The organism is Parabacteroides merdae ATCC 43184 (assembly GCF_025151215.1).
GTDB lineage: Bacteria > Bacteroidota > Bacteroidia > Bacteroidales > Tannerellaceae > Parabacteroides > Parabacteroides merdae.
Map to the genome: position 1 here is coordinate 2,728,992 of NZ_CP102286.1, position 12,136 is coordinate 2,741,127.

General features: G+C 43.0%; 13 protein-coding genes. 4 read left to right on the plus strand and 9 right to left on the minus strand.

What is annotated here, in order from left to right:
• Nucleotides 1–280 precede the first annotated feature (280 nt).
• Nucleotides 281–523 carry an RNA recognition motif domain-containing protein gene (locus NQ542_RS11470; protein ID WP_005634688.1) on the plus strand — a complete coding sequence of 81 codons (243 nt, stop codon included), beginning with the start codon at nucleotides 281–283 and terminating at the stop codon, nucleotides 521–523.
• Nucleotides 524–592: 69 nt separating this feature from the next.
• A complete protein-coding gene (locus NQ542_RS11475; RefSeq protein WP_039849740.1) occupies nucleotides 593–1,498 on the plus strand; it encodes a CPBP family intramembrane glutamic endopeptidase in 906 nt (301 codons plus the stop codon).
• On the opposite strand, the gene lptB is transcribed toward NQ542_RS11475, so the two are convergent.
• Complete coding sequence (lptB, locus tag NQ542_RS11480) at nucleotides 1,495–2,247, minus strand: LPS export ABC transporter ATP-binding protein (protein ID WP_036724763.1); 753 nt, start codon at nucleotides 2,245–2,247, stop codon at nucleotides 1,495–1,497. The genes NQ542_RS11475 and lptB overlap by 4 nt on opposite strands.
• Before the next feature lie 184 nt (nucleotides 2,248–2,431).
• On the opposite strand from lptB, the gene NQ542_RS11485 reads away from it, so the two are divergent.
• Together NQ542_RS11485 and NQ542_RS11490 are read left to right on the plus strand one after the other, a co-directional pair.
• Nucleotides 2,432–3,178 carry an MlaE family ABC transporter permease gene (locus NQ542_RS11485; RefSeq protein ID WP_005634684.1) on the plus strand — a complete coding sequence of 249 codons (747 nt, stop codon included), beginning with the start codon at nucleotides 2,432–2,434 and terminating at the stop codon, nucleotides 3,176–3,178.
• 3 nt (nucleotides 3,179–3,181) lie between these two features.
• Nucleotides 3,182–3,970, plus strand: coding sequence for an ABC transporter ATP-binding protein (locus NQ542_RS11490; protein ID WP_005634683.1), 789 nt, complete (start codon nucleotides 3,182–3,184; stop codon nucleotides 3,968–3,970).
• 68 nt (nucleotides 3,971–4,038) lie between these two features.
• Here NQ542_RS11490 and NQ542_RS11495 read toward each other — a convergent pair whose 3' ends face one another.
• The 8 genes from NQ542_RS11495 to NQ542_RS11530 all read right to left on the minus strand — a co-directional run bounded on the left by NQ542_RS11495 (nucleotide 4,039) and on the right by NQ542_RS11530 (nucleotide 12,135).
• The gene (locus NQ542_RS11495; protein WP_005634682.1) at nucleotides 4,039–6,951 is read right to left on the minus strand and encodes a M16 family metallopeptidase; all 2,913 of its coding nucleotides are present in this window, start codon (nucleotides 6,949–6,951) and stop codon (nucleotides 4,039–4,041) included.
• Nucleotides 6,952–7,091: 140 nt separating this feature from the next.
• Nucleotides 7,092–8,378, minus strand: coding sequence for a methionine adenosyltransferase (metK, locus tag NQ542_RS11500; protein ID WP_005634681.1), 1,287 nt, complete (start codon nucleotides 8,376–8,378; stop codon nucleotides 7,092–7,094).
• Nucleotides 8,379–8,637: 259 nt separating this feature from the next.
• Nucleotides 8,638–8,829, minus strand: coding sequence for a hypothetical protein (locus NQ542_RS11505; protein WP_005634679.1), 192 nt, complete (start codon nucleotides 8,827–8,829; stop codon nucleotides 8,638–8,640).
• The gene (gene folK / locus NQ542_RS11510) at nucleotides 8,826–9,284 is read right to left on the minus strand and encodes a 2-amino-4-hydroxy-6-hydroxymethyldihydropteridine diphosphokinase (protein ID WP_005634678.1); all 459 of its coding nucleotides are present in this window, start codon (nucleotides 9,282–9,284) and stop codon (nucleotides 8,826–8,828) included. The genes NQ542_RS11505 and folK overlap by 4 nt, the downstream gene beginning before the upstream one ends.
• Before the next feature lie 12 nt (nucleotides 9,285–9,296).
• Nucleotides 9,297–10,346 (minus strand): tRNA preQ1(34) S-adenosylmethionine ribosyltransferase-isomerase QueA, encoded by a 1,050-nt coding sequence (gene queA / locus NQ542_RS11515; RefSeq protein ID WP_005634677.1) that lies wholly within the window; start codon nucleotides 10,344–10,346, stop codon nucleotides 9,297–9,299.
• Nucleotides 10,347–10,382: 36 nt separating this feature from the next.
• The gene (truB, locus tag NQ542_RS11520; RefSeq protein WP_005634676.1) at nucleotides 10,383–11,093 is read right to left on the minus strand and encodes a tRNA pseudouridine(55) synthase TruB; all 711 of its coding nucleotides are present in this window, start codon (nucleotides 11,091–11,093) and stop codon (nucleotides 10,383–10,385) included.
• 2 nt (nucleotides 11,094–11,095) lie between these two features.
• Nucleotides 11,096–11,896 (minus strand): undecaprenyl-diphosphate phosphatase, encoded by an 801-nt coding sequence (locus NQ542_RS11525; protein ID WP_005634675.1) that lies wholly within the window; start codon nucleotides 11,894–11,896, stop codon nucleotides 11,096–11,098.
• Nucleotides 11,893–12,135, minus strand: coding sequence for a DUF3098 domain-containing protein (locus NQ542_RS11530; RefSeq protein WP_005634674.1), 243 nt, complete (start codon nucleotides 12,133–12,135; stop codon nucleotides 11,893–11,895). Before NQ542_RS11530 ends, NQ542_RS11525 begins: the two co-directional genes overlap by 4 nt.
• Between the last annotated feature and the right edge of the window lies 1 nt (nucleotide 12,136).

Below are 12,136 nucleotides of genomic sequence, written 5' to 3' on the forward strand. Positions count from 1 at the left end.
GCAAAATTAGACTTAATCTTTTAATCTCGCAAATTGTTTGCTTAAATTGTTATAACCGAGATGAATTTAGGAGCAATATTATTTTTTTCAGGATAAATTGTTGTTTATCTAAAATAAATGTATTCCTTTGCGATGTGAAAGGGCATTAACCTTGAACGGACCTAACATTGTTTTTTATTTCTTCATTTACTCGTTACTTGTCGAATATCTCTCACTGTTACGAAATTCCGGTTTACTACTTTCATTGAAGTAACAATTTTATTTTTTAATTTCTATTTTTATGAACATCTATGTTGGAAACCTGAACTATCGTGTTCGGGAAGATGATTTGAAACAAGTAATGGAAGAATACGGTACGGTTGAATCCGTAAAGATCATCAAAGACCGTGAAACAGGCAAATCAAAAGGTTTTGGTTTCGTTGAAATGCCGGACGATGAAGCTGCGAAAAAAGCAATCGCCGAGTTGAACGAAGCAGAATATGAAGGCCGCCAGATAGTAATAAAAGAGGCTCGTCCTAAATAATTACTTTTCCGGGAAAAAATAAGAAACTTCTGCTTAACTTTGAGCAGAAGTTTTTTTATGCTCAAAAATATGTTCTTAAAAGGTATATATGCCGGAAAACCGGCCATCTTCCAATTGACCGTCCTGCTTCTCCTGATTCTGGCAGGCGCAGTTTTCTCATCGCTGATTGCAATGGGATTCTTCTATATGATCTATGGTCTGCACGCCGATATTACGCAGTATTCGGACATGATGCGCCTGTTGCAACTTATTTCAGCCCTCGGCACATTCCTCTTTCCTGCATTGGCACTTGCGTGGCTGTGCAGCTACAATCCGAAAGAATATCTGTCGATCGGGAAAATGCCTAAAGGACACATATTGCTTCTCACATTTCTCAGCATATTTTTGATCACTCCTTCCATCAGCCTGACCGGAATACTGAATAAGCAGATGGAACTGCCATCTTTTATGGAACCCATAGAAAACTGGATGCGGTTGCAAGAGGAAACGGCCGAACAACTGACTCTGAAATTGCTGGCCGGAAGAGGGATCATAACTTTGTTTTTTAACCTGATCGTTATCGCGGTAGCTGCCGGCATTACGGAAGAATTCCTTTTCAGGGGCGCTTTGCAACGGATAATCGGGAAATGGACGTACAATCATCATATCATCATCTGGAGTGCAGCCATCATTTTCAGTACCTTCCACATGCAGTTTTTCGGCTTCCTTCCACGTATGCTGTTAGGAGCTTATTTCGGATATTTACTTTATTGGACCCGGAACATCTGGATACCGGTATTTGCCCACTTCGTTAATAATGCAATTGCTGTCATCAGCATGTCGGATGCCAAATTAAAAGACAACGAATTCATTACCGGAGATATTTCCACACAGAATTTGTTGCCCTACACAATCGTGGCGATCGTTGCGTTATTTTTCTTTGTCCGTTGCTGTCGGAAATTGAAAATTATCAGATCGTCTAATCTTAATTCTTAAAAGTCTTTTTTGCGGAGAACAAAATCCTTACCCAGATATTTTTCACGCACAATTTCATTTTCGGCCAACTGCTCGGCAGTTCCCTGAAAAAGCACTTTCCCTTCGAACAGCAGATAGGCACGGTCACAGATACTCAAAGTCTCGTATACGTTATGATCTGTGATCAGAATCCCGATATTCTTATGTTTCAGCTTTGCGACAATACTCTGGATATCTTGTACGGCAATCGGGTCTACCCCGGCAAACGGTTCGTCAAGCATGATAAATTTCGGATCGATAGCCAGACAGCGAGCGATCTCCGCACGCCGGCGTTCACCTCCGGACAACTGGTCGCCCAAATTCTTCCGCACTTTATTCAGACCAAATTCGGCAATCAGACTCTCCAATTTTTCTTTCTGGTATTCGGATGTTGTCTCTGTCATTTCCAATACGGAACGAATGTTATCCTCCACCGTCATTTTACGGAAAATAGACGCCTCCTGAGCTAAGTAGCCAATACCATTACGAGCGCGTTTATACACCGGAAACTTCGTGATCTCCATATCGTTCAAGAATATCTTTCCTTCATTGGGAGTCACCAACCCTACCGTCATATAGAAAGTAGTCGTTTTCCCAGCTCCATTAGGGCCAAGCAATCCCACGATCTCTCCCTGCTTCACATTGATCGAAACATGATTTACAACGGTACGTGTCTTATATTTTTTAACGAGGTCCTCCGTACGGAGCACCATTTGTTGTTCGTCTGCCATATCCAAAATCTTTGCCACAAAGAAACGGAATTAATTCCTTCTATACAAATCGTTCACTACGCTTTTATTGACTTACAGCCCAGTTTAGATTAAATACAAACCAGAAGTATCAAGCCTGAAATGAACAGTTGTTCCCAGAATTGCGTTATATTTGCAGACTGTAATTGAATAGAAACATAAAATAATGAATAAAGCATTACATCAAGTAGGTGAATATGTCATGTTGATGGGGAAATGCATCTCCGTACCCAACCGGTGGAGCATGTTCTTTAAGCAGTTGATAAAGGAAATATATAAATTAGGAGTCGATTCCCTTTGGATCGTTGTCATCATTTCCATTTTTATCGGTACGGTTATTGCCATCCAGATTTCACTGAATATCAGTTCGCCGCTCATTCCTAAATTTACGATAGGATATACAACGCGTGAAATTATCCTGCTGGAATTTTCTTCTTCCATCATGTCGTTGATTCTGGCGGGTAAAGTCGGTAGCAACATTGCTTCCGAAATCGGGACCATGCGTGTGACGGAGCAGATCGACGCAATGGAGATCATGGGAGTTAACTCCGCCAACTTCCTGATCCTGCCAAAGATGGTCGGTATGATGACTTTCATTCCGGTATTAGTTATCTTCAGTATGTTCACCGGTATTTTGGGAGGTATCGCAGCCAGCCATTCCACAGGAACAGGTATGACACCCGCTTCTTTCGAATATGGTTTACAGTTCTATTTCAATGAGTTCTACATCTGGTACTCCATCATTAAATCCGTTGTGTATGCATTTATTATTTCATCCATAGCCGCCTACTTCGGTTACAATGTAAAAGGCGGTGCACTGGAAGTAGGTAAAGCCAGTACGAACGCGGTCGTTATGAGCAGTATCATGATTCTGCTGGCCGACGTGATCTTAACCAACTTAATGCTGACATAAAAAATGGTAGAAGTAAAACATATCACCAAGTCCTTTGAAGGACGAGTTGTCCTGAATGACATCAGTGCTGTATTCGAAACGGGAAAAACAAACCTGATTATCGGGCGAAGCGGCTCCGGGAAAACGGTTCTTATCAAAAATATTATCGGGCTGATGCGTCCGGATTCGGGAGAGATTTTATATGACGGCCGTGACTTGACATCGATGGATAAGCACGAATTGAACATGTTGCGCCGTGAAATGGGTATGCTGTTCCAAGGATCGGCCTTATTCGACAGCATGACGGTGTTGGAAAATGTCATGTTCCCGCTGGATATGTTCTCAAACGACACTTACAAAGATCGTTTGAAGCGTGCCCAGTTCTGTCTGGACCGTGTGAACCTGTCGGAAGCCGGTCACCTCTATCCTTCTGAGATCAGCGGCGGTATGATGAAACGTGCCGCTATTGCCCGCGCCATCGCCCTGAACCCGAAATATCTGTTCTGTGACGAACCGAACTCCGGCCTGGACCCCAAGACTTCGTTGATTATCGACGACCTGATCCACGATATCACCGCCGAATACAAAATGACGACTATCATCAACACACATGACATGAACTCCGTCATGAATATCGGTGAAAACATTATCTTCATCAAAGAAGGCGTAAAAGAATGGCAGGGGAACAGCAAAGAGGTTATTACTTCCAAGAACAAAGCATTGAACGATTTTATCTTCGCTTCTGACCTGTTCCGTAAGGTAAAAGAGGTCGAGGAAGAAGAGTTAAAAGAAGAAGAACTGAAAGCAAAGTAAAAAAATAATCCGATGCCCATCGGATGAAAAAACGATGGGCATCGGATCGGAAAGAGATAGGCATCGGATTAATATCCGAACAATTCTTCCTGTGTCAGTTTCTGGATCGGACCATATTGTGACAAACCTTTCAGATCGAGATCCTTTTCATCGCCTAATACACAATAGATATAGGTACGCCCTTTCACCCATTTTTCCTGGAATGCCTTGATTTCAGGCAATGTCATTGTCTGCGCCTTCTCGAACAGTTCTTTACGGCTATCCGTGTTCAGACCTAAATCCTGGGCATTCAGATAAGACCAAAGAACATCCGATTTGGTAATACGCTCCGTACGCAAACGGGTAATGAGAGCATCTTTAGCCAAGTTGAACGCTTTTTCTGATTCCGGCATATTATTGATAATTTCATCGAAAGCTTTCATCGCATCAATCATCTTATCATTCTGAGTCGCAATGAACGTACGGTAGACATACGGATATTTCAGTTTGGACGGAGTAATAAGGAAAGCTCCTGCAGAATAAGCCAGCCCACGCGATTCACGCATTTCCTGAAATACGATCGCGTTCATGCCGCCACCGAAGTATTCGTTATACATATTCAATGTAGGTTGGATAGCCGGATCGAACTTTTCACCTCGGTTAGAGACAGCAGAGAAATAAATCTGTTTAGCATCATACTGTGCAAGCAGAACTCTATTTTCAGGAGTTTCCTGCTGGCTAAACTCAATTGCTGCCGGAACCGGTTGCAACTGTTCAGGGACATTATGATATTGTTTGATGATGTCCAGAACGGCCTGTGGTTTTTCCGGACCATAATACAAAATCTTATGATCGAATGAGTTGATCTTATGAATGCGATCGACCAGTTCCTGCGGGTCCATCTGCTGCAACTCGGCAGTTGTCAGTACATTTGTAGCAGGAGACTTCGGCCCCCAGATAGCATACTGGATCAGTTTGTTGAAATTCTGTCCCTGGTTCAATTTAGCATCAGTCCGTTTTTTCAAGATATCACCTGCAAGGTTTCCATAAGCCTCCTTATTAACCTGTGCATCGGCCAAGATCTCTTCAAACAGAGCCATTGCCTTCGGCATGTTCTCTTTCAAACCTTCCAGCATCACATATGTGCGGTCTGAACCAGGGAATACATTGAAATAACAAGCCAGTTTGTAAAATTCTTCATTGATTTCCTTCAGACTCATTTTAGATGTGCCCAAATACTTCATATATTCGAAAGCGGTGCCCATTGCCTTATCGTTATTCGTACCCATATCGAATACATACATCAGAGAGAAGAGATCATTGGAAGTATTCTCCTTATACAATACCGGAATATTGGATTGGGCGGTCAGTTTTTGCAAATCCTTACTATAATCCAAGAATACCGGTTCGATCGGAGCCACTTTTGAAGCCTGTATTTCTTTCAAGAACAGACTTGAACTATCGCGATTCATCACGATCGGAGTGATTTTAGGTTTGTCGATCTTCTTTTCGTTCGGGTCTTTACCTTGTCTTTTATAGATGAGCGCATAGTTGTCACCGAAATATTTGTTGGCAAAATCGACGATCTGTTGCTTTGTCACTTTGCTCATGCGATCTAACGAAGCGACTTCATCTTTCCAATCGACACCGTCGATGAAAGAAGAGACAAACATATCGGCACGACCGTCGTTACGATCCATCCGGTACATTTGCATCAGTTTATAGTTATTGATAGCAGCTTCCAGCAAGCCTTCGTCAAACTCACCTTTCTTTAGCTTATCAATTTCAGCCAGGAATAGGTCTTTTACTTCATCCAAAGTCTGTCCCTGTTTCGGACGACCACTAATAACAAATGCATTATAATCGGACATTCCGTATGTTCCGGCATAACAACTTAGTACTTTCTGTTGCTGAACCAAATCGATATCCAACAAACCTGCTTTACCATTATTAATAATTTCGCCTGTCAGATTCAGCAAATCCTGATCAGGAGAAGCTGCTCCCGGGAAACGCCAACCCAAAGTCACATTTTCAGCATCGACACCCAACACTTCTTTTATAACCGGTGCTTTAATCGGAGACTCATGCGTTACTGGCAACTTCGGCAGATTGGGGTTCGGTTTCAAATGGCCAAAATATTTATTGATCGTCTCGATCATCTGGTCCGGATCAAAATCACCGGACAGACAGATTGCCATATTATTAGGGACATACCAAGTTTTATGGTAGTTTTTGATATTCGTGATAGACGGGTTCTTCAGGTTTTCCTGTGTTCCGAGAACAGTCTGCGTTCCGTATGGATGATCGGGGAAAAGAGCGGTCAGAACAGCTTCATACACTTTACGACCATCACTGGTAAGAGACATGTTCTTTTCTTCGTACACAGTCTCAAGTTCCGTATGAAAGCCACGGATTACATTGTTTTCAAAACGGTCCGCCTGTATCTTGGCCCAGTTGTCAATCTGGTTGGAAGGAATATCTTCCACGTAGACTGTCTGGTCAAAGCCGGTATACGCATTTGTTCCAGTTGCACCAATAGCAGACATCAGTTTATCATATTCGTTCGGAATTGCCAATTTCGAAGCCTCATAAGAAACACTGTCGATCTGATGATAAATAGCCTGGCGCTCTGCCTCATCAGTAGTCTTACGATACACCTCAAAAAGCTGTTCGATCTGATCAAGCATCGGTTTTTCCTGTTCGTAATTCTGCGTGCCGAACTGCTGAGTTCCTTTAAACATCAAGTGTTCAAAATAGTGTGCCAGACCGGTCGTTTCGGCAGGATCGTTTTTACCTCCCACGCGAACGGCAATATACGTTTGAATACGTGGGGTCTCTTTATTCACAGTCATATACACTTTCAGGCCGTTATCCAAAGTATAGATACGGGCTTTCAGAGGATCGTTCGGGACCGACTCGTATTTAAACGGGGAAGTCTCTGCACATGCAGTTGCCAAAAGGAGAATAAAGGCTAACTGAAGAAACTGAATCGTTTTACGCATAAATTTTAGATTTAGATAATTACATGCGTCAAATATATGCAATTTAAAATAAAAATAGCTCTTATCCGAAAAAAAACAGAACAAGAGCCGATTTTTTCGGATAGGAGCTAATATATGCTCGTACAAAGATTATATTTACATTAAAGGCCGAACGCTTCTTTTACTTTATCGACATAATCCAGTTTTTCCCAGGTAAATAGTTCCACTTCGCAAATGGTCGGTTCCGGATTATAACGAGAAGTAAATGTTTTTGTCACAACCTGCGGTTTACGTCCCATATGACCGTAAGATGCAGTTTCCAGATAGATCGGGTTACGCAATTTCAAACGTTCCTCGATTGCTTTCGGGCGCATGTCAAACAGATTCCAGATCTTTTCTGCAATCTCTCCGTCTGTCATTTTCACGTTAGCACGGCCGAATGTATTCACGAAGATATTCATTGGCTTAGCCACACCGATCGCATACGAAACCTGTACTAGCATTTCATCAGCCACGCCAGCGGCAACCAAATTCTTTGCAATATGACGAGCAGCATAAGCAGCAGAACGGTCTACTTTCGAGGGGTCTTTTCCAGAAAATGCTCCACCACCATGAGCTCCCTTGCCACCGTATGTATCAACAATAATCTTACGACCTGTCAAACCGGTATCTCCATGAGGACCACCGATCACGAACTTTCCAGTCGGATTCACATGATAGATAATATCATCATTGAACAAAGCCTGAACATGAGCCGGATACTGAGCCTTTACGCGCGGGATCAGTATACTCTTGACATCTTCTGCGATCTTTTTCTGCATAGCCAAGTCCGCTTCTTCCTGTGTGATACCTTTTGCAGTGATAAATTCATCATGTTGTGTAGAAACAACAATCGTATCGATGCGTAGCGGTTTTCCGTTATCATCATATTCAATCGTCACCTGACTCTTTGCATCCGGACGGAGGTAAGGCATCAGGTCGTTTTCATTCTTACGTATCTCGGCAAGCTCCCACAACAGGCTGTGTGAAAGATCCAATGCCAGAGGCATATAGTTTTCTGTTTCGTTAGTGGCATAACCAAACATCATACCCTGGTCGCCCGCTCCTTGATTATAAGGATCTTCGCGCTCGACACCACGGTTAATGTCGCCACTCTGTTCATGGATAGAAGAGAACACGCCACATGATTTCGCTTCAAACTGGTATTCGCTTTTCGTATAACCAATTTTTTCGATCACGTTACGGGCTACATCCTGTACATCCACGTAAGCACTTGATTTTACTTCTCCAGCCAAGACAACCTGTCCAGTTGTAACAAGGGTTTCGCAAGCAACTTTAGAGTTCTTGTCATAAGCCAGGAACTCATCCAGCAAAGCATCCGATATCTGATCGGCTACTTTATCGGGGTGCCCTTCAGACACCGATTCGGAGGTGAATAAATAACTCATTGTTTTTTGAATTGACAATCGACAATTGACAATTGACAAGTAATGGAGCGATCCAATAAAGCCAACAGACAATTTACAATTGACGGTTAATAAATCAAATGAATGGATTGACGAGGGGAAATTTGCTTTGCCGGACGGCAGTTAAAAAGGGCTTGTTTTTAGCATTTTTTCCTGTGGTTGCAAGCAATACAAATCTATCCACATCAATTCGCATGCAAAAGTACGAAACAATTGATAATTGACAATTGATAATTGACAATTATTTTTTCTTTTTAGTGTTACGCAGTGCTTTTTTATACTTGAACTCAGCTCTCATCTTGGCAGCACCCGATTTATGCGTACCACGCAAGAAGTCCGAAAACTTAATCTTTTTCTCTCCGGCATTTTCGTCTTTTCCCTTTTTCTTAAAGACCATGCCACCACCGGTCAATATCTTTTCAAAATCATTCATAATCGTTCTTTCAAATCTATTATACGTTCTTTCAACACAGGATGCACGACAAACGGAGCTATTTCGGCCAAAGGTTCCATCACGAACTTCCGTTCATGCATAAGAGGATGCGGCAAGGTAAGCTCCGGAATCTGCAAAACCTCGTCCTCATACAGAAGGATATCGATATCGATAATACGGTCATGATAGACTCCGCTGCTTTTTTCCGCGCGCCCCAATTCTTTTTCGATCCGCTGGGTTATCCGCAATAATTCCAACGGAGAAAAAGAAGTCTTCAATTTAACAGCCGCATTCAAGAAAAAGTTCTCCGACTCGAACCCCCACGGTTCCGTTTCATAGAAACCGGAAAGGGCGAGAATATCTCCCACCCTTTCAGCCAGCAATGCTGCAGCTGTTATCATGTTCCGTCGCTTATTCCCTATATTGGTTCCCAAGCCCAGGTATGCAATCGCCATAAGTACCCGTTTTTACAGGATCAACATGGCATCGCCATAAGCACCGAAACTATATTTTTCTTTTAACGCCACGTCATAAGCATCCATAATCAGATCATATCCCCCGAAAGAAGCTGTCATCATCAACAAAGTTGACAACGGCATATGGAAGTTTGTGATCATGCTGGACGCCACACTGAAGTCATACGGCGGGAAAATGAACTTATTGGTCCACCCTTCAAACTCTTTCAGATGGCCATCCGTACTGACAGCCGTTTCGATAGCACGCATCACGGACGTACCGACCGCACAAATCTGTCGGCCGTTATCCTTTGCCGTATTCACGATGTTCACGACATCTCCGTTCACGACCATCTGCTCAGAATCCATCTTATGCTTGGTCAGATCTTCCACATCGATTTCGCGGAAGTTGCCCAGACCGGAATGCAATGTCAGGAAAGCGAACTGGCAATCCTTGATCTCCAGACGCTTCATCAGCTCACGGCTGAAATGAAGACCTGCAGCGGGAGCCACAACTGCACCTTCTTCCGTCGCAAAAATATTCTGATAACGATCTTCGTCATCCGGTTCTACAGGACGGTCGATATATTTAGGCAGCGGAGTTTCCCCCAATGCGTACAATGCCTTTTTAAATTCATCATGGTTCCCGTCATAAAGGAAACGCAAGGTACGGCCGCGTGATGTCGTATTGTCGATCACTTCAGCCACCATCGAATCATCTTCACCAAAATACAATTTATTACCGATACGGATTTTACGGGCAGGATCGACCAATACATCCCAAAGACGGAGATCTTCGTTCAGTTCACGCAACAGAAAAACTTCGATACGAGCCCCGGTCTTTTCCTTATTTCCGTATAAACGGGCAGGAAAAACTTTCGTGTTATTGAAGATGAACACATCTTTTTCTCCAAAATAGCTGAGCAAGTCTTTAAACACTTTATGCTCGATCTCTCCGGTCTTGCGATTGACAATCATCAATCTGGACTCATCCCTGTTCTTTGCCGGATGGAGAGCGATCAGCTCCTGCGGTAAGTTAAATTTGAATTTCGACAGCTTCATAATATAAATTCTATTTTTATTTTATTCTTATCATTATCAATCCTCACAATCCTTTCTGATTATGATATTTTCATCTAAAAAGGTATCGATATCATCAGGAGACATACATTTGGCCAGTGTGATGTCTCCGATACGAGTCCGTTCGAGAGCTATCAGATGAGCACCCGACTGAAGGGCAACACCGATATCACGTGCCAAAGCGCGAATATAAGTGCCCTTGCTGCAAACCACCCGTATCTTTATTACCGGCAGATCACACTCCAACAGTTCCATTTCATCGATCACAAGCGTCTTGGACTTCAATTCCACTTCTTCACCCTTGCGAGCCAACTCATACGCCCGCTTACCATCCACCTTGCAAGCCGAAAACACAGGTGGAATCTGCTGAATCGTTCCCACGAACGACTGTAGCACCTTCTCTACTTCCTCACGGGTAATATGTTCTGTCGGATATACTCCGTCTATCTCTTTTTCCAAATCAAAAGAAGGCGTCGTTTCCCCCAACTTCAAGGTAGCGACATACTCCTTTGTCTGATACTGAAATTCATCGATCCTCTTAGTGGCCTTGCCCGTACAGACAATCATTACCCCTGTCGCCAGCGGATCCAAAGTACCGGCGTGTCCCACTTTTATCTTTTTCACCTTCAGCTTCCGCGATAATTTATACCGGAACTTGTTCACCAGGTCAAAGGAAGTCCACTTCAAGGGCTTATTGAAATATAATACTTCTCCTGCTATAAAATCCATTCTTATTTAAGTAACGTACAGGCAATCGTAACCAAACCTGCAATTGCACAATAGATGGCGAAATAAATCAGTTTTCCCTTCTTTACGATATTAATCATCCATTTACAGGCGATACATCCCGATACGAATGCAGCAATAAACCCGACCACCAATGACAATGCCGGAATATCACCTGCTACCGCTTCGCCTTTTACCGCTTTCATGACATCCAACAACGCTTCACCCAAAATCGGAGGAATAACCATCAGAAATGAGAACTGGGCCAGTTTTGCCTTATTGTTTCCCAATAACAAACCAGTCGCAATCGTTGTTCCTGAACGGGAAAGCCCCGGCATCACGGCACACGCCTGAGCCAAACCGATGATAAAGGCATCTTTCATCGAGATACTTTCTTTCTGGCGGGGTTTGGCATAATAAGAAAATGCGAGCAACGCAGCCGTCAGCAACAACATACAACCGACAATCAGCAATCCCGACCCGAAAATATCTTCCACCGTATCCTTGAAGAATACGCCTACAATACCAATAGGAATCATAGAAATCAGGATATTGATCACATAACGAGTTTCTGCATTCATCTTGAACTTAAACAAACCACGGAATATCCATTCGATCTCTTTCCACAAAATCACCAGCGTACTAAACACGGTCGCCACATGGACAACAATCGTAAATGCCAGATTTTCTTCTCCTTGAATACCGAACAGAGCAGAGCCGATAGCCAAATGTCCGCTACTGCTGACCGGCAGGTATTCCGTTAATCCCTGAACAATCCCCAGCACTAAAGCCTCAAACCAACTCATTCCGCTACTTCCTTATTTTTGCTGTTTTTTAAAATTCCGAAAATCATCAATACGAAGCCGATCACTGTCACAGCTGGAGCCACAACAATACGGCGGGAACTGAAAATCTCAGGATTAAAACCTGTCGGATCCTGCGAACCGCCACCACTCATCAACATAAAACCAATCGCGATAACAGCAACAGCAACAGCGATCAAAATAAAATTTTCTTTTCCAAAAGCAAAATCTCTCTTAGCCATA

Excerpts from the sequence above, each read along its gene's own strand:
- NQ542_RS11470 (WP_005634688.1), top strand. The coding sequence starts at position 281 with ATGAACATCTATGTTGGAAACCTGAACTATCGTGTTCGGGAAGATGAT.
- NQ542_RS11475 (WP_039849740.1), top strand. The coding sequence starts at position 593 with ATGTTCTTAAAAGGTATATATGCCGGAAAACCGGCCATCTTCCAATTG.
- lptB (WP_036724763.1), bottom strand. The coding sequence starts at position 2,247 with ATGGCAGACGAACAACAAATGGTGCTCCGTACGGAGGACCTCGTTAAA.
- NQ542_RS11485 (WP_005634684.1), top strand. The coding sequence starts at position 2,432 with ATGAATAAAGCATTACATCAAGTAGGTGAATATGTCATGTTGATGGGG.
- NQ542_RS11490 (WP_005634683.1), top strand. The coding sequence starts at position 3,182 with ATGGTAGAAGTAAAACATATCACCAAGTCCTTTGAAGGACGAGTTGTC.
- NQ542_RS11495 (WP_005634682.1), bottom strand. The coding sequence starts at position 6,951 with ATGCGTAAAACGATTCAGTTTCTTCAGTTAGCCTTTATTCTCCTTTTG.
- metK (WP_005634681.1), bottom strand. The coding sequence starts at position 8,378 with ATGAGTTATTTATTCACCTCCGAATCGGTGTCTGAAGGGCACCCCGAT.
- NQ542_RS11505 (WP_005634679.1), bottom strand. The coding sequence starts at position 8,829 with ATGAATGATTTTGAAAAGATATTGACCGGTGGTGGCATGGTCTTTAAG.
- folK (WP_005634678.1), bottom strand. The coding sequence starts at position 9,284 with ATGGCGATTGCATACCTGGGCTTGGGAACCAATATAGGGAATAAGCGA.
- queA (WP_005634677.1), bottom strand. The coding sequence starts at position 10,346 with ATGAAGCTGTCGAAATTCAAATTTAACTTACCGCAGGAGCTGATCGCT.
- truB (WP_005634676.1), bottom strand. The coding sequence starts at position 11,093 with ATGGATTTTATAGCAGGAGAAGTATTATATTTCAATAAGCCCTTGAAG.
- NQ542_RS11525 (WP_005634675.1), bottom strand. The coding sequence starts at position 11,896 with ATGAGTTGGTTTGAGGCTTTAGTGCTGGGGATTGTTCAGGGATTAACG.
- NQ542_RS11530 (WP_005634674.1), bottom strand. The coding sequence starts at position 12,135 with ATGGCTAAGAGAGATTTTGCTTTTGGAAAAGAAAATTTTATTTTGATC.